13 protein-coding genes are annotated in these 17,483 nt (G+C 70.7%); 8 read left to right on the top strand and 5 right to left on the bottom strand.

The window, feature by feature from the left end; translation table 11 throughout:
- Nucleotides 1-156 precede the first annotated feature (156 nt).
- From AQI95_RS35820 to AQI95_RS35805, 5 genes are all read left to right on the top strand, one after another.
- Nucleotides 157-1,572, top strand: coding sequence for an MFS transporter (locus AQI95_RS35820; protein ID WP_079071743.1), 1,416 nt, complete (start codon nt 157-159; stop codon nt 1,570-1,572).
- Nucleotides 1,569-3,422, top strand: coding sequence for a S9 family peptidase (locus AQI95_RS35815; RefSeq protein ID WP_067134021.1), 1,854 nt, complete (start codon nt 1,569-1,571; stop codon nt 3,420-3,422). The genes AQI95_RS35820 and AQI95_RS35815 overlap by 4 nt, the downstream gene beginning before the upstream one ends.
- A 57-nt stretch (nt 3,423-3,479) precedes the next feature.
- Complete coding sequence (locus tag AQI95_RS49945; RefSeq protein WP_256257095.1) at nt 3,480-3,602, top strand: hypothetical protein; 123 nt, start codon at nt 3,480-3,482, stop codon at nt 3,600-3,602.
- Between the two features lie 91 nt (nt 3,603-3,693).
- The gene (locus tag AQI95_RS35810) at nt 3,694-5,658 is read left to right on the top strand and encodes a RiPP maturation radical SAM C-methyltransferase (protein WP_067134018.1); all 1,965 of its coding nucleotides are present in this window, start codon (nt 3,694-3,696) and stop codon (nt 5,656-5,658) included.
- A 47-nt stretch (nt 5,659-5,705) separates the two neighbouring features.
- The gene (locus AQI95_RS35805) at nt 5,706-6,365 is read left to right on the top strand and encodes a DUF5825 family protein (protein ID WP_067134005.1); all 660 of its coding nucleotides are present in this window, start codon (nt 5,706-5,708) and stop codon (nt 6,363-6,365) included.
- 53 nt (nt 6,366-6,418) lie between these two features.
- Here the strand turns inward: AQI95_RS35805 and AQI95_RS35800 are convergent, their stop codons facing one another.
- The 4 genes from AQI95_RS35800 to AQI95_RS35790 form a co-directional block, all read right to left on the bottom strand.
- Nucleotides 6,419-8,815, bottom strand: a complete 2,397-nt coding sequence (locus AQI95_RS35800) for a glycoside hydrolase family 65 protein (RefSeq protein ID WP_067134002.1) — start codon at nt 8,813-8,815, stop codon at nt 6,419-6,421.
- Nucleotides 8,812-9,114, bottom strand: coding sequence for an HAD family hydrolase (locus AQI95_RS45485; protein WP_208614346.1), 303 nt, complete (start codon nt 9,112-9,114; stop codon nt 8,812-8,814). Before AQI95_RS45485 ends, AQI95_RS35800 begins: the two co-directional genes overlap by 4 nt.
- A 243-nt stretch (nt 9,115-9,357) precedes the next feature.
- Nucleotides 9,358-12,726 carry a lectin gene (locus AQI95_RS35795; protein WP_244188953.1) on the bottom strand — a complete coding sequence of 1,123 codons (3,369 nt, stop codon included), beginning with the start codon at nt 12,724-12,726 and terminating at the stop codon, nt 9,358-9,360.
- Nucleotides 12,727-13,276: 550 nt separating this feature from the next.
- On the bottom strand, nt 13,277-14,263 hold the full coding sequence (locus AQI95_RS35790) for a hypothetical protein (RefSeq protein ID WP_244188952.1): 987 nt from the start codon (nt 14,261-14,263) through the stop codon (nt 13,277-13,279).
- A gap of 252 nt (nt 14,264-14,515) precedes the next feature.
- Between AQI95_RS35790 and AQI95_RS35785 the strand changes: the two genes are divergently transcribed.
- The 3 genes from AQI95_RS35785 (at nt 14,516) to AQI95_RS35775 (ending at nt 17,172) form a co-directional block, all read left to right on the top strand.
- A complete protein-coding gene (locus AQI95_RS35785; protein ID WP_067133996.1) occupies nt 14,516-15,148 on the top strand; it encodes a papain-like cysteine protease family protein in 633 nt (210 codons plus the stop codon).
- A gap of 4 nt (nt 15,149-15,152) precedes the next feature.
- Nucleotides 15,153-16,067: a hypothetical protein gene (locus tag AQI95_RS35780; protein ID WP_244188951.1), complete on the top strand. Its 915-nt coding sequence runs from the start codon at nt 15,153-15,155 to the stop codon at nt 16,065-16,067.
- Nucleotides 16,068-16,215: 148 nt separating this feature from the next.
- On the top strand, nt 16,216-17,172 hold the full coding sequence (locus AQI95_RS35775; RefSeq protein ID WP_067133993.1) for a GNAT family N-acetyltransferase: 957 nt from the start codon (nt 16,216-16,218) through the stop codon (nt 17,170-17,172).
- On the opposite strand, the gene AQI95_RS35770 is transcribed toward AQI95_RS35775, so the two are convergent.
- The gene (locus tag AQI95_RS35770) at nt 17,147-17,446 is read right to left on the bottom strand and encodes a hypothetical protein (RefSeq protein WP_067133990.1); all 300 of its coding nucleotides are present in this window, start codon (nt 17,444-17,446) and stop codon (nt 17,147-17,149) included. The two genes, AQI95_RS35775 and AQI95_RS35770, sit on opposite strands and share 26 nt — an antisense overlap.
- Between the last annotated feature and the right edge of the window lie 37 nt (nt 17,447-17,483).

The raw sequence follows: 17,483 nt of genomic DNA, 5'->3' as shown, positions 1-17,483 counted from the left end.
CTTGTTCCCGCCGCCGCGCGGTGATTAGGCTCCGGCACGCTTTCACGTGTCCCACACATTTTCCGCACACGGTGACCGGAATCTCCGGTTCATCAGCCGTTCCGGCATGCCCACTCCGGGGATCCCGCAAGGGGTCCGCCGGGCACCGAGGGAGGGGTGGAGCACATCAGCGGGTCTCGCTCACCGCGGCGCTCCGGCGGGGCGCCGAACACAGCCGGCACCGCGCCTCCCGCGACGGCCACCGGGGTCCCCGCGGCGGGCCGCCGTGACCTGGCCGTTCTCTGGGGGGTCAACTTCGTCGACGGGCTCGGCAGCCAGGCCTCCGGTCTCGTGTTCCCGCTCCTCCTCCTCGATCTGGGTCACAGCCGCGGGGCCACCGGCGCGTTCGCCAGTGCCGCCGCCCTCGCCGGGCTGGTGCTGAGCCCGCTCGTCGCTCTGCCCGCCGACCGAGGGCGCCGGCGCCCCCTCATGACCGGCGCGTCGGTGTCGGCTTCCCTGGCGATGGCGGGGCTGGCCGTCTGCTGCCTCGGGCATCCGCCCCTGTGGGTCCTGCTGGGCCTCGCCCTGACCGAGCGTCTGTGCGCGACGGCGTACGAGGCAGCGGCGCGTGGGGCCCTGTCCCGGCTGGCGGGCGCCGCCGATCTGCCACGGGCCGTGGCCGGTGTCCAGGCGGGTGATCAGGCCGCGTTGGTGCTGGGTCCGACGCTCGGCGGGGTCCTGTTCAGCCTGAGCCCTCTCCTGCCGTTCGCCGTGGACGCCCTCTCCTACGCGGCGGCGGCATGCGGGGTACGAGCCATACGTACCCCCCTTGACGACGACGCGCCTGCCGGCCGCCCCAGCCGACCGGACGCACACGACGCCCCCGACACACCTTCGGGCCCACCCGTCGGCGGAGCCGGGTCCGGCAGGGCCCGTACCGGCGCGCTGCGCGCCGGTGTTGCGACGGTGGTCCGCTCCCCCGTGCTGCGGCTGGTCCTGCTCTGGTCGTCCGCGGCCGGCGGAGCGGTAGCCCTCCTGTTCTACAACGCGCTGTTCGTCCTCGGCCCCGAGGCGGGCAGCACGGCCACCGGCGGGGTGCTCGCGGCCTCCGGTGCGGCGGGCCTGGCCGGTTCGCTGGTGGCGGCGCGCGCAGTGCGCCGGCTCGGTGCCCACCGGTCGCTGACCTTGGCGACCTGGCTGCTCCTTCCGCCATGTGCCGCGCTGTCCGTGGCCCATGGACCGTGGTTGTGGACGGTGTGCTTCTGCGGACTCTGCCTCGTGCTGCCCGTGGTCACCACCGTCCTGGGTGCGGCGACGGTGTGCGCGGTGCCCGCGGAGCTGCAGTCCCGGGCCGGTGCCGTCCTGGGGTCGGCGGGCGCCCTGGCCGCCGCCGGTGCGCCGGCAGGTGCGGCCCTCTTGATGACCTGGGGCGGCCCAGGGGCTCCCGCCGTGGTCTGCACCGCCGTTCTGGCTCTGCTGGCCGTACACACACAGCGCACGGCGCGTGCCGTACTGCGCCCCCTGACAGCCGCTCACGGCGACCAGGGCACCGGCACGGACAACGGCCCTGCCCCTGCTGGGAGTACACGATGACCAACGCCTATCGCGTGTACGTGACCACGCTGCCCGACGTGTGCCCTGCGGACCCCCGGCGCATGGTTTTCACGGCGGACTCCGAAGGCCGCTGCGAGGTGTTCACCTGGGACGCGGGAGCCCGGCGGGCCCGGCAGGTCACCGACAGCTCCGAGGGCACGGTGCACCGGGCGATCGACGCCGACGGGTACGTGTGGTGGTTCGAGGCGGACGCGGCCGAAAGCGGCCACTGGTGGTTCCAGCACTTCGACGGCGGCCCCCGGCTGCCGGGCCTGCCCGGAGCACCGGGCGGACAACCGCGGGGTCTGGCCGTGACCGCGGACGGGACCGTCGCCGCGGCCGTCGCCCGAGCCGACCGGACCGTGGTCGTGGTGGGCCGGCGCGGTCGGGCGCCGCGAGAGGTGCTGAGCACCCCGAAGCCGCTCCGGTTGGGCGGCATCACGCCGGACGGCACGCTCATCGCCCTGGCGTCCTCCGCCGACGACCCTGCCGCCGTGACGGTCGTGTCATGTGACGGCCGAACGGTGCTCACCCTTCCCGGTCGGCCCGCCGCACCCGGTGCCGACAGCGGCGCCGCCCAGGACCCGCCGGACCCGGCGGGCCCGACACCGGGCGGCACCAGGCTGTGGTGTCAGGGCTTCTCGCCCCGGTCCGGACGGCGCGAGTTGCTCCTGGTACGCGCCCTGGGGGACGGATACGTCCTCGAGACGTGGGCACCGGAGGAGGGCCTGCGCACCCATGACTGGTGCACCTTCGACTCGGAGATCAGCGCCCGCTGGTACCCGGAGACGCGCACGGTCCTGGTGCGTCAGGACCGGCGGAGCCGCTCTCTGCTGTACCGCGTGGATCTGGACTCGCGCCGGCGGGTCCTCGTACCCACACCCGCGGGCAGCGTGCTGGACGCCGCGCCCCGGGCCGCCGGAGCCGTCGACTACCTGTGGACCGACACCGCCCATGCGCCGGTTCTGCGCACCACGAACGGTGTCGGCCTGCCTCCGTGCGGTTCCGCGACCGTGGTGCCAGGGCGCCACACCGACCTGTGGACACGGTCGTACTCGGGGCGGGTGCACACCCTGCTGAGCCTGCCGGAGCGGCCGGGGTCGGAGCCCCCGCCCGCCGTCTTCCTGATCCACGGCGGACCTGCCGATCACGACCGAGACGCCTACGACGCAACGGTGCACTCACTGGTGGCCTCCGGTTACGCCGTCGCCCGCGTCAACTACCGCGGCTCCACCGGTTACGGGCCGCGCTGGCAACGGGAGTTCCCCGCCGGTGTCGGCCACACGCAGGTCGAGGACCTGGCCGCAGTCCGGGCCGACCTCGTCGCGCGGGGCCTCGTCGCGCAGGACGCGAGCGCCCTGTGGGGCGTGTCGTGGGGCGCCTATCTGGTCCTGCTGGCCCTGGGCAGCCGCCCCGGGCTGTGGCAGGCAGGCATCGCCGTCAAGCCGGTCGCCGACTGGGTCGCCGCCCACCGCGCCACCACCCCGGCCCTGCGCGCCCTGGACGTCCGGCTGTTCGGCGGCACCCCGGACGAGGTACCGGAACGGTACGCCGCCAGTTCGCCCCTCACCTGTGCGGCGGCGGTCACGGCACCGCTCCTCGTCGTCGGCGCGACCCGCGACGCCAAGTGCCCGCCCGGGCAGATCCGTACCTATCTCGCCGCGCTGGCCGCAGCGGACGTACCGCACGAGGCCATGTGGCTGGAGACGGGACACGACGGATACGACGGCGCGGCGCACGTCGCCGTCCTGCGTCGGTCCCTGCGCTTCCTGCGCGACCGGCTGCCCGCCCCGGCACCCGGCGCCCTCACACGTCCTCCCGCGCCGCCGGGAGGACCCCGGTCCCGCTGAGGCAACAGCGGGACCGGGCAGGCACAGCTCCATCCCACTCGCACAAGGAGGAACACCGTGCAGAAGGACATCATCCACAACGACCCGCTCGCGGGCGACGAGGAGAACCGCAAGCCGGGCATCGGCATCACCATCACCGTGCCGTTCCGCAACGCCGACGAGGGCGGCGACGAGGAGTGACCGACGGCCCGGCCGGCCCGCCGAACACGCGGGCCGGCCGGGCTCCCCGCCCTTCCACGTCCTCGCCCCGCAGCGCCACAAGGAGCCGACCGTGCGCGTTCTCCTGCTCAACATGCCCTGGTCGCCGATCGACCTGCCCTCCCTGGCCCTGGGCATCCTCAAACGCAGCGTCGAGGAGCACGTCGCGGGGGCGACGTGCGAAGTGCTGCACGCCAACCTGGACTTCACCGACTGGATCACCCGGCGCACCGAGTTCTCCGCCGAGGACTACGAGTACTACGCGCTCTCGTCCTACTTCCTCGGCTGCGGCGACTGGGTGTTCTCCAGTGCCCTGTACGACGATCCGGCCTGGAAGGAGGCCGAGTTCACCCGGGTGATGACCGGCAAGCTGCGCTCCAAGCGGATGCGCGTGACCCGTCAACTGCACGCTGTCGTACCGGAGTTCGTCGAGAACGTCGCCAGACGGGTGGTCGACCTGGCACCCGATGTCGTGGGATTGACGTCCACCTTCCAGCAGAACGCCGCCGCCCTGGCCGCTGCCCGGCACATCAAGCGGCTCGCCCCGCACATCGTGACGGTCATGGGCGGTGCCAACTGCGATGCCGAGCAGGGGGCAGCCGTCCACCGCAACTTCCCCTTCGTCGACTTCGTGATCCGCGGTGAGGGCGAGGCCGCCTTTCCCCGTCTGCTCGAAGCCCTGCGGGACGGGCCGGCGACCACTGCCCTCGCGGACATCCCCGGGCTGTGCCACCGCGCCGACGAGGCCTCCTCCGTGGCGAACCCGATGCCGACCGGTCCGCTGCCTCCGGCCGCCATCCTGCCGCCCGACTACAGCGGCTACTTCGAACGCCTCGCCGGTTCCGTGGCGCGCAACTGGGTGGAGCCGAAACTGGTCGTCGAGGGCGCCCGCGGCTGTTGGTGGGGGGAGAAGCACCACTGCACGTTCTGCGGGCTGAACGGCTCGTTCATGGAGTTCCGCAGCAAGAGCCCCGACACCTTCTACCGGGAGATCATGGACCTGGCGGAACGTCACCGCGTCCTGGACATGTACGTGGTCGACAACATCCTCGACATGCGTTACCTGTCCACCGTGCTGCCGCGGATCATCGACAGCGGATACGACCTGCGCATGCACATAGAGATCAAGGCGAACATGCGCCGCCCACAGCTGCAGATCCTCGCGGACGCCGGTCTGATCTACGTCCAGCCCGGTATCGAAAGCCTCAACAGCCGGGTGCTCGATCTCATGGACAAGGGCGTCAGCGGATGCCAGAACGTGCGGATGCTGCGGGACGCCGCCGAGACGGGACTGTCCGTCTCCTGGAACTACCTGCACGGCTTTCCCGGCGAGACCGCCGACGACTACGACCCCGTGATCCGCCAACTGCCCGCACTGGAGCACCTCAACCCGCCGGTCGACCTGTCCGCCCGGATCGCCATCGAGCGCTTCAGCCCGTATTTCAACCGGCCTGAACTGGGCTTCACGGGCCTGCGCCCCGAGGAGCACTATCTGTTCACCTACGATCTGCCCGAGAGGGAACTCCACGACCTGGCCTACGTCTTCCAAGCGCCCGAACGCGGCATCGGCGAGCCCACGGTGACCCGGCTGAACGAGGGCATCGCCGCGTGGAAGAAGAACCACACCGACGCCAGGCTCACCCACACCGACCTCGGTGACAGCATCACGCTGGTCAGCCGACGCCGCTCGTTCGACTGGCACACCCTGCGCCTGACCGATCCCTTCGCCGTCGCCGTCTTCCGTCTCCTGGACCAGCCGCACTCCCCCGCGGCGCTGCACCGCAAGGCGGCCGCCAAGGAGGCATCGGCCCACCACACCCTTCAGGATGTGCTGGCCCTGCTGGACGAATGGACCGCGCTGGGCGTCACGTTCACCGACGCCGGCCAGTACGTCCACATCGCGCCGGCCGCGGTCAACCAGGAGCTGCTGCGCCTGGACTACATGCGCCACGCGCACACCCGGCCCGAGCCCGCCTCCGCCTCCGCCGGTGAACCCGTCCCCGAGGGCCGGGCCGTACCGGCTCCCGCGCTGTCCTGACCCCCCGGCCCCGCGATCCGGCTCCGGCCACCGACAAGGAACCGACCATGCCCTTCAGCACCCCTCGTCCGACCGTCCTGGCCTGGCGTGATCATGACGTGCAGACCCGGGCGCTGCCCGGCATGTCCCTGGGCCGCATCCCGCTCACGTCCGATTCCGGTGACGCCCCGCGGCTGTGGGCCCTGGGCGTACGACGGGTCGAGCTCGACGCTCCGGTCGACCTCACCACGCCGGGACAAGCCGCCGCCAGATCGGCGATCGACCGGCTCTGCCTGGTCCGCGATCTGACGGCACGAGCCGTCCAGGTCGACTGGGACCTGCTTCTGCCGCCGGACCGGGCCGAGCATCTGTGGAAGGTGCTGTCGCATCTGCACCCTCCCCGGACCGTCACCGGCCTCGCCGACGCCGACACCGCCCTCCACGCCTGGCGCACCCGCCACTACCTGTGCAAACTGATCTGGCGTCAGGGGCCGGGCTTCCTGCAGATCCGCGACCGGCGCTGGGGCGATCTGCGCCGCTTCACGGCGGACGACCCGCGCTACCCCGCGGCCGTCGCCCGGCTCGACCGGGGCGCCCGCCCCGCCGACATCCCCCACGACATCCTCGACGAACTCACCACCGAACACCTCGTCCTGCGGACGGACGACGTCGTCTGGTGGCTGCCCTATCACGTGGCCCGTTGGCTGCAGGAGGCCATGGCCGTGTAGGCACCCGCCGAACGTCCACCGCGGCATCCCGGCGCTTCCGCACAGCCGCCGTACTACTCCTCGGCCGCTGCCCGGTGTTCCTCGTCCGGAGGCAGGCCCTCCGGGCGGCGGCCCGGTGGCTGCTGGGGCTCGGGGCGGGCCGACACAGCGGGCATCGGGCAGTCCGCCGGAGCGTCGGTGGTCACGGTCACCGGATCCCCGTGATGCAGCAGTGACAGCGGCTCGCCCTCCGTCAGGTGGTACCGCGCATGCGACGGACTGATGTCCACCGTCAGCCTGCGGCCCCGTACCAGCACCCTGAAGGTCACCCGGGACAGCGCCTCGGGCAAGCGCGGTGCGAACGACAACTGATCCGGCACACCCCCGTCGCCAAGGTACCGGCGCATGCCCCCGAACCCGCCGACCAGGGCGATCCAGGTACCCGCGAGCGAGGCGATGTGCAAACCGTCACGCGTGTTGTGCTCCAGATCGTCCAGATCCATCAACGCGGCCTCGCCCAGGTACGCGTAGGCCAGCCGCAGGTGCCCGGTCTCGGCGGCGAGTACCGCCTGGACGCACGCCGACAGGGAGGAGTCCCGGACGGTCAACGGCTCGTAGTAGGCGAAGTTGTTCGCCTTCTGCTCAGCGGAGAAGAGGTGCGGGCACTCCATCATCGCCATGACGAGATCGGCCTGCTTGATCACCTGCCTGCGATACAGATCGAAGTAGGGGTAGTGCAGCAGCAGGGGGTAGTTCTCGGGTGGGGTCGCCTCGAAGTCCCAGCGCTGGAAGGTCGTGAACCCGGCCGACTGTTCGTGTACGTCCAAAGACGCGTTGTGCGGCACCGCCATACGGGCCGCGGCGTCCCGCCACGCCGCCGCCTCCTCGTCGTCGACCCCGAGTTCCTCGGCCCGCTCCGGATGGCGCGTGGCCACATTCGCGGCGGCGAGCAGGTTCAGCCGGGCCATCAGGTTGGTGTACACGTTGTCGCGGGCGACGGCGCTGTACTCGTCGGGCCCGGTGACCCCGTCGATGTGGAAGACACCTTCCGCGTCATGATGTCCGAGGGAGCGCCACAGACGGGCGGTGTCCACGAGGAGGTCGAGCCCCTCACCGCGTTCGAAGTCCTCGTCCCCGGTCACCATGACGTATCGGAGGACGGCGGCGGCGATGTCGGCGTTGATGTGGAAGGCAGCCGTTCCGGCCGGCCAGTAGGCGGAGCACTCGGCGCCGTCGATCGTCCGCCAGGGGAACGTCGCACCCGACAGGCCGAGTTGGCGCGCGCGTTCACGCGCCGCGGGCAGGGTCCGGTGCCGCCATCTCAACTCCGACGCCACGGTCTCCGGTGCCGTGAACGTCAAGAGGGGCAGCACGTAGGACTCGGTGTCCCAGAAGGAGTGCCCGTCGTAACCGGTTCCGGTCAGGCCCTTCGCCGGAATCGCCCGGTTCTCGCCGCGGGCCGCCGCCTGCAGCACATGGAAGAGAGCGAATCGCACCGCCTGCTGGATCTGCGCGTCGCCCTCCACCTCGACGTCCGCGCCGTCCCAGAAGCGGTCCAGGTAGTCCCGCTGCGCCGCGACGAGCCCGTCCCAGCCGGTACTGACCGCCGCCGCCACCGCTCCGTCCACCTGATCGTGCACGGCCGGCAGCGAACGCTCCCCCGACCAGCCGTACGCCACGAACTTGACCAGTCGCAGCGGCTGTCCCGGCACGAGATCCGCGGTGACCGTCAGCCGACTGACGTCGGGCTCGCTCTGCGCCGTCCAGCTCGTGCTCGGCGGTCCCTCCACGAGATGGTCGGCTGCCGCCGCCACCCGCAGTGCGGTGCGCTCGGTGCAGTGCACGAGTCGCAGCCGGGTCTCCTGGGCGAAGTGCTCCTCGGGCACCAGTGGCGAGTCGGTCGCCGCGGCGACACGCGGGTCGCCCTCCAAGTGGGGCAGCTGTTCGTTGGCGACGAGTTCGGACTGTACGGCCACCGTGGCCGGCCCGTCGACCGGCTCCACCTCGTACACGATCGCGGCCACCGCTCGCTGGGTGAACGACACGAGCCGGTGTGAGGTGATCCGGACCGTGCGGCCGCCCGGAGAGGTCCACTGCGCGGTGCGGCTGAGCACACCGGAGCGGAAGTCCAGAACGCGTTCGTGTGCGAGCAGGCGACCGTAGCGCAGATCGCACGGATGGTCGTCGACCAGCAGCCGGATGACCTTGCCGTTGGTGACGTTGATCATCGTCTGGCCGGACTCGGGATATCCGTATCCCGCTTCCGCGTACGGCAGGGGATGCCGCTCGTAGACGCCGTTGAGATACGCGCCGGGCAGCCCGTGGGGTTCCCCCTCGTCGAGATTCCCGCGCCACCCGATGTGCCCGTTGGACAGGGCGAACACCGACTCGCTCTGGGCGAGGACGTCCAGGTTCAGCTCGGTCTCGCGCAGGCACCACGGCTCGACCGTGAAGCTCGGATGGGTGATCACGCCGACTCCAGGTGGGTGCCCGCGCGGCGCAGGCCGGCCTCCCGGGCCGCGTGGACGAAGCGGGCGGAGCCCTCGTACGGTTCCACCCCGTCCTCGCGGATCCGCCGCAGCACCGGCTCGCTCTTCCGCTCGCCGAGTCCGGTCACCGTCTCCGCATCCGCATCCGTCTCCGGCGGGTCCTCGGGCGATCCCTCGGGCAGGCGAATCCGGCGTGCCGCCGCATGTACTTTCGCGGTCTGAGTGAGCACTCCGTCGAGATCGAACAGGCAGACACGGACATGAGCAGGAAACCCCAGCATGCCGCCGAGGCTAGGAGCCGACCGCGGACCCCGGCGCCAGGTGACGGTCCGGCACGCCGCAAGGCACCCGCTCGGTCGAGGCCCGCGCAGCGCCGGGGGTGCCGCCCGGAGCCGGCCACCGCCGATGGGGCTCCAGGTGTGGGGCAAATCCGGCGGGCTGAGGTGGGGTCCACCCGGCGGGGCCGGCTCCCGTGGCTCGCGCCCTTCGGGAACCGGCCCGCCGTCGTCAGTGCCTGACGGGCCTCACTGGCCGAAGCCGTAGGCGAACAGGTGGTCGGAGCCCGTCGAGCCGGTCACGGGCAGGGTGATCGACGCCACCTGCTTGGATGCGTCGAGCGGGACCTTCGTGGCGAAGACGTAGGTCTTCACTCCGTCCCGGCCGCCGCTGCCGGTGTTCCGGTAGCCCGTCGTGACGGCCGTGGTGTCACCCGCGAGCGGCTTGCTCGAACCACCGTTGAGCGTCCAGTCCGAGAAGCCGACCGTCGCCTTCGCGGTGGTGCCGTCGGTGTAGGAGACGGTCACCGTGCCCGAGACCCCGCTGCCGTCGGTCGGTGCGTTGGTCGCCGTGCCCAGCAGGCCGAGCGACGCGCCCGACGTACCGGCGGGCATCGCGATGCTCTGGCCGGCCATTTCCAGGTTGTCCAGGTGACCGGACGTCACCGTCGGCCAGGTGTAGGAGATGCCGTCGACCGTCACAGGGGAGCCGCTCGTGACGCCGGCCGCCGACAGCGCGTTCTGCGAGAACGACCAGCCGCCGCCGTCGAAACCGCCCGAGAACTTCGTACCGTCGGGGTAGATGCCTTCGTTGGTGTTGTACGGCCACAGCTCGCCGGCCTTGGCCACGGCGACGCGGAGGGCCGCTCCGCTCAGTGCCGCCCCGGTGCCGTGGTCGCTCAGCGCGAAGGTGACCGGGAACGTCCCTTCGTCCGCACCCGCTGTCACGTGAAGTTTCACCTCGGCGCTCCCCGAGGCGGGCACCGTCACCGAGCCGGACGCGGCGTCGAGTGCCACGCCGGAGGGCGCTGTCGCCTTCCAGTCCACGGTGACGTCCTTGGTGCCGAGGTTGGTGAGGTCCAGGGTGCCGTCACCGGACCCGTTCGGCTGGAGCACCAGGCCGTCGCTGGAGGGGCCGGTCGCGGCCAGGACGCGGTCGCCGCCCGTGGTGTCCGACGGCGGCACCGCCGACGGACCGGACGCCCAGGACGTGTCGGGCTGGGTGCCGAGGGTGAAGTCGACCGTGCCCGCGCCCTTGAACTGCTGGTACGTCAGCCAGGAGGCGGTCCACTCCTTGCCCTTGACGTCGAGGGACTGCACGTACGGGGCATCCGGTGCGGCCTGCGGCGCGTCGATCCGCACCGCCTTCCCGCCCGCGAAGGTCACCTGGGCCACCGGGAACGCGGGGCTGCCGAGCGCCAGGGTGTCCGTCCCCGGGGTCTCGGGGTACATGCCCAGCTCGGACCAGACGTACCAGGAACTCATCGCGCCGAGGTCGTCGTTGCCGAACGAGCCGACCGGGGCGTTGAAGTACAGCTTCTGCTGGGCCGCGCGGACGGCCTCCTGGGTCTTCCACGGCTGGCCCGTGTAGTCGTACTCCCAAGGGATCTCCACGCTGGGCTCATTGCTGAGGTCGGCGTTGGTGTTGCCGGGACCGGTGATGTTGTCGAGCAGGGTGTCCAGGTACGACGAGTAGGCCTTGTCGCCGCCGCGCGCCTGGATGAGCTGCCGCAGGTTGAACGGCACCATCGGCGTGTACTGGGCCGACGTGCCCTCGACGAAGCCGTTGGAGGTGCCCGGGGTGAAACCGCCCGCGAACTGGCCGTCCCTGTTCTTCGCCTGCATGTAGCCGGTCTGCGGGTTGAAGACGTTCATCCAGTCCTGGGCGCGGGTGGCGAACTTCTGGTAGACAGCCGTCCTGCCCAGCGACTTCGCGAAGGCGGCGAGGGCGTAGTCGGCGGAGTCGTACTCCAGCTGTGTGGAGACGGGGCCGTAGAAGTTGCAGCAACCGAAGTCGTTCTCGTCCAGCGGGAGGTAGCCCTTGGTGTCCCGCACCGACTCGCCGGGGCGGTCGTTGTTCGGGGTGGTGGCCTCGTGCTGCAGCGCGGCGAGCGCCTTGTCCGTGTCGAAGCTCCGGGCACCGAAGGCGTACGCGTCGGCGATGATGCCGGCGGCCGGGTCACCGACCATGACGTAGCTCTCACCGTTGTTCGAGGCCCACTTGGGCAGCAGGCCCGTCTGGTCGTATCCGTTGAGCATCGAGGTGACGACGTCGCTGGTGACCTTGGGCTCGACCATGGCCATCAGCTGGGTCTGGGAGCGGTAGGTGTCCCAGCCCGAGTAGTTGGCGTACTGGGCCTGCTGCCCCTTGGCCAGCTTGTGGATCTGGTTGTCCATGCCCATGTACTGGCCGTTGTCGTCCGAGAAGACGTTCGGGTGCAGCAGCGCGTGGTACAGCGCGGTGTAGAACTGCACCTGCTGGTCCGAGGAGCCGCCGCCGATCTGGATCTTGTTCAGCACCCCGTTCCAGGCGTCGTGGTTCGCCTGCGCGACAGCGTCGAGGTTCCAGTTCCTGATCTCGTTGGCGAGGTTGTCCGCGGCATTGGCGTCACTGGTGTAGGAGATGCCGACCTTTGCTCTCACCGTCGGGGTGGAGGAGGTGTCGAACGTCAGATACATGCCGTTCGCACCCGTGGTGGGGGGCTCGGCGGACTTGTCGGCGGTGGTCTTGCCCGCGGCCGACGTCCGAGGCGCTGCGCCCCCGCTCGGGGCGGGTGACGGCGTGCCGGAGGACGTGCCGACGCTCCCGTGCACGGTCGGCGACGGGGCCGCGGGAACCGTGAAGTGCTTTTCCTTCAGCGGTTTTGACGGGTGTGCCTGCAGGTCCTGCCGGGCCTTGCCGGCTTTCAGCGATGTCGCGCTACGGTTGATGGTGCCGCCGACCCAAGTGCCGCTGGTGGTGAACGGCTGGTCGAACTTGATGTCGAAGTGCAGGGTGTACCGGTTGTTCGCGCCGCAGAAGTGACCGCTGTCGATCGAGCCGCTGATCTCCTTCTTGTTCACCACCTGGACGCGGGTGCCGTCCACCTGCGTGGCGCCGCCGCTGAGCTTGAACAGCAGGTTCGCCTGCCTGCCCGCCGGGAACGTGAAGGCGCCCAGCCCGGCACGTGTGGTGTCGGTCAGCTGGGTGGTGACGCCGTCCGCGTCGGTGACCTTGTAGCGCCCGACGCCGGTCTGCTCGTCGTCGTGGCTGAAGCCGACGGACGTGTCACCGAGGTTGCCCGACAGCGCGCCGGTCACCGGCAGAATGGGCAGGTCGCCCGCGACACCGCAGCCGGGTCCCGAGACGTGAGTGAGGCTGAAACCCGATATTTTGTTGTCGTTGTACTCGTAACCGCCGCCGGAGGGGCGGTCGGGGGTGGTGTCGGGACCCCACTGCACCATGCCGGCCGGCATGTCGGGGCCGGGGAAGGTGTCCACCGCCCCGGAGGTACCGATCAGGGGGTTGACGAGGGACGCGGGGTCACTTACCAACGCCGGTGCGGCGGCGGCGCTCGCGGCGCTCCCGCCCCCCATCGACGGGAGCGGGAGTGCCGCGATCCCCAGGACGGAGATCACGGCCAGGCGTTGACGAAGTCTCTTTCGGTTGCGTGGCGCAGTTGAACGTCGGGGTCGGACCATCGGTTGCCTCCGCAGCGGTTCGTGCTTCGCACAGTGCTGACGTGCCGAAGGACGGGGACGTCAGGGACGGGAACGTCAAGGACGGGGACCTCAGTGACAGGCAACGGTGCCGGTGGCCTCGGGCGGCCTGACAACGTTGCCATACACGAGTGTCGAGTGAAACGCGTGGGCTTGCGGCATGTCAACGAGGCCAACAGCACTTTCTGAGCGCGAAGTTCGCAGCCGGTGCGGTCGGCACCACGCAGCTGCGGCCGATCGGCGGTTCCCGGCCCCGTGGCGGATCCGGAACCAACTCCGAACGAACCTCGCGCCGACCGCTGCGGTCGAGGAGAACGGACCGACTCCCTCGACCGGACGAGCCGGAATGCGGGGTGAGTTGAGGGCCGCTCAGCGGGAGACTCCGTCCGCATCACCGCCGCGGGCGTACAACATCAGCAAACAGGCGAGCGAACGTCGGGGTCCGACTGTCGCAGCGGGGAACGATCAGTCAGTCCCACTCCCAGGTGATGCCCAGGACTCCCGGCCGTATCTGCTGCTCCACGAGGTGGACCGAACCGTGGGCGTTCAGTGTCAGATCGGCGACCGACTCGGGAGGGGCCGTCGCCGAGGGACGGGCGAAGCGGCGGCAGTGGACCGGCAGGGCGGCGCGGTCGAAGCCGACCTGGAGGACGTACTGGCCGCCGCCGTAGGTGAAGCCGCGAACGTACTCGTGGCTGGACGCGCCGGTTCCGTCCTCGAAGCGGTACCCCAGGACGGCGGTCTCCCCGGCTCTCAACTGGCCGTCGAAGAGCAGCTCGACGACGATCACCCCCGAAGCGCCGTGCCGTCGGATCCGCCCGACCCGGCAGTTGCCGAGACCGCGTACCCGTACCTGGTCCGTGTCGCAGCCCGGGTCGCCGTGATGGATGGCGAGATAGCGGTCGACGCCGTCGCGGTGGGCCCGTACGACGTGTTGCGAGTCGCGGGCGGTGAGTTCTCGACGGGCGCCGATGTGAACGTGCTCGTAGTGGATCACGGTGTGCAGCCCGCCGTCCGCGGGAGCCGCCAGACTCGACAGCAGCGATTCGAGCGCGGCGGCGGGTTCGAGAAGGGTGCGATACGTGCGGGCCGGGGGACGGTCGCTGGTGGCACGTGGGCCCAGGAGACGGGTGAGGGCGTGCGGGGGAAGCTTCAGGACCTCTTCGAGCGCGGTGACTGCACGAAGCGACTCGGGCCGCTCGGGCCGTCGCACACCGCGCTGCCAGTAGCTGAGGCTGGTCACACCGACACGTATGCCGCGCTGGGCGAGCCGATGCTGCACACGATGCAGAGCCAGCCCGCGTGCGGCGAGCGCGGCCCGCAGCGCGGCGGAGAACGGGCCGGTGCGCAGGGCATCGGCGAGTTCGGCCTCGGGGGTGGTGGGGCGGCGGGATGAGCCGAGGGCTGGGGCGGCGGGGCGTGGGGTGGCGCGGCGATCGGCGCTGTGTGCTGTCATTGGGCCCCTCCCCTCCCCCCACCCCCTCTGATCGCTTACCTGTGAACGTTCACTTCCCCGTCCCGGAACGAGGCGCCTCTTCCGCTGCCACTTGCTGGTACCTGCCGTGGCGTTCACAACCGTACGGGTGGAGTTCACTTTGCCGCCAGCCCTGTGGATAACTTCATTGACCGGGACCCGACAGAAGATCGATGCTGCTGTCGCAGCGTCCGGACGCGCTCCTCCACCCCCACCCTGACTGGGAGGAACGCCATGTCCATTCACACCCGGGGCCGTAGACGGCTGGCGTCAACGGTCCTCGCGGCCGTCGCCGTCCTGACGGCCGTCCTCGTGCCAACGGCAACCGCACACGCCGCTCCCCATTCCGCTCCTCGGTCCGCTGCCGCCGTCCACCCCGCCGATCCCGCCACCAAGCGCCTCAACATCACCATGCAGGCGCAGCAGAGCAGCAACTGGTGCTGGGCGGCGAGCGGCAACACCATCGCATCATGGTTCGGGCGCAACTACACCCAGAACCAGTTCTGCGACGCCGCGTTCAATCGGCCCCAGGGCAGCTCCTGCGGCAACTGGCAGGCAGCGCTGGACGATGTGCAGAACGCCCTCGACTGGATGGGCATCAACCCCGGTACGTACGTGAGCGGTTATCTGCGCTACGGCACCGTGCAGAAGGAGATCAACGCCGACCGCCCCGTCGAGACGCGCATCGAGTGGAACTCAGGGGGCGGGCACATGCACGTGCTGTACGGCTACGACACCTCCGACAACCAGGTCTACTGGGGTGACCCCTGGCCCTCCAACTACCGCTACAACTGGGGGGATTACGACTACTACGTGAACAACAACTCGTTCACGTGGACCCACTCGCTCTACGGGATCGGAGCGTGACCCCATGACCCCGATCCGCACGTCACCGTTCCGCACGTCACTGATCCGCACATCACCGGACCGGCACACAACCGCCGACCGCAATCCCGTCCACAATCCCCTCCGCAATCCCCGCCGCAAGAGCGCGGCGCTCGTGGTGCTCGCGGCCACCGCGGCTCTCGGCGCGCTCGTCCCGGCCACCGCCCACGCGGCGACCGCCGGCGACTTCCCCGCGCCCTTCACCGCCGCCGACACCGCTCAGGCACGTGAGGCGGCGTCAACCCCGGCCACCCTTCTCACTCTCTCGCGCTTCTTCGCCCGCGATGGCGCGATCGCGCAGAGCGCGGCACGGCCGCACCTGGTCGGGCCGTCGGCAACCGTCTACTTCCTCGACCCGGGGTTCGTCGCCGGACGCCCGGGCGCCCCTGTCGCCGACCCGCAGTTCGTCGCGAGCAAGGCAGTCTCCGCGGACCGCCAGGTCGCCTCGGTGTGGACCGTACGGACCGCGAAGGGGTGGAAGGTCGTCAACATCGCGACCGGCGGTGACGAGACCGACTACGTCAGCGCGGCGCACGGCCGCGGAACCGTCTTCCGGGAACCGCAGATCGACGCCTGGTACGTGGTGCGTGACAGCCGTGTTCTGCCGCTCGACCCCGACGCACGGCGCGCCGTGGGGAAGGGTGGCATGACTCTGGCCGCCTACCAGCGTTTGGTCCACGCGAAATACGGCGACAAGCTCCCGGGGTCCGTGTACGACCGGGCCGGCGAGGGTGGCGGTTACGGCGGTACGGCCGCTCCTCCGCACGCGTCGGCCGCGCCCTCGACGACCGATGCGCCCGACACGGCTATCACGGCGGGCGCCGCCGCCGCGGCCGCCGCCGCCTTGCTCGGCGCCGGCTTAGGCGTCCGCCACATGCGGCGGACGCACCGCACCAGCTGAGCCGCCTCCCCGGTCCAGCGCCCCCAGGCCCCGTGCCCCAGGCCCGACCGGTCTGGGGCACGAGGTCGTACGCGACTCGGCTGCCGTGGTCCTCCACTCCTGGAAAACGGTTCGATGGCTTCGCAGAGGCCTGGCACAGTGGCGCCTCATGGATGACTCCGAGCACGTGACCGCCGCGGACGTGCGGCTCATGCAGGGCTTGGCTCAGCGGGTCACTGCCGTCCGTCCCGACCTGGTGAACAGCGACGCGACGTACGGAGAGCTGGCCTGGAACTGGGGCAAGGGACATGCAAGCGACGGGGCGAGCTGGCTGCGTCGGCTGTGGTTCTCCGGTGACGATCTGGTCGCGTGGGGTTGGGCCCGTCTGCCACACCGGGTGAGGCGGAGCGACGGGTCGGTGAAGGACGTCACCAACGCCTATCTGACGTATCAGGTCCATCCCGACCACACGCTGCTGGTGGACGAGGTGATCGACTGGTACGACGGTGTGGCGGTCGGCATCGAGCGCACGGTGATGCCGGGAGCCACCGATGGGTTCGCCTTGGAGCGATGGGCGGCGCACGGCTATGCGACCGATCAGGCTTCGCTCGGCGACACCGGATCCTGGACTCAACTCAATGAACGGGACCTCCATGACGTGGAACGGCCGGTGCTGCCCGACGGATTCGGATTCCGCACCGCCGACGAGGCCGGGCCGCAGGCCGCGGTCCGGGCGCATGTGGACGCCTGGGCTCCGACCACATATACAGCCGAGGCCTACGAGGGCGTCCGGGGGACACCGCCGTACCGCGGCGATCTGCACGTCCTGGTGGAGGCGCCGGACGGAACGATGGCCGCGTCGACCATCATGTGGCTCGACGAGGCGAACAAGTCCGCCGAGTTCGAGCCGGTGGGAACGCATCCGGACTACCGGCGACTGGGGCTGGGCAGGGCGATGCTGTTGCACGGAATGCACCTGGCGCGTGCGGCCGGGGCCCGTCACATGACGGTCGCCTGCCTGGGTGCGTCTGGGCATCCCAAGGCGCGCGGTCTGTACTACAGCGTCGGGTTCCGGGAGTTCACGCGAGACGCGCCGCTCATCAAGACCGGACGCCAGGGAGGCTGACCAGCAGCCCGTACGGCTCACCGTGCGCGGGGGCTGTCGGGTGTGGTTCGGCGGCCATCGCGTGCAGCCGGGACTCCAGCGACCGCGCCTCGGCTTCGGTGAGCCAGAGGTGGCGCGGCACGGTGTGCGAGGCCTGTCCGGGCCGGCTCGGAAGCATCTCGCCGGGTGCGGCGTTGATCAGGAGCTCCGGGCCTGCCGCCGCGTCCTGGTGCCTCGTGAAGCCGTGGCTGACCAGCGCGAAGTACTGCACGGTGCCGCCGCGCGCCGGGCCCACGGCACCTACACCTACCGGCAACGCCTGTCACTCATGT

Origin of the sequence: Streptomyces yokosukanensis (assembly GCF_001514035.1) — a bacterium.
Taxonomy (GTDB): Bacteria; Actinomycetota; Actinomycetes; order Streptomycetales; family Streptomycetaceae; genus Streptomyces; species Streptomyces yokosukanensis.
This window is presented reverse-complemented; position numbering and strand designations above follow the sequence as displayed.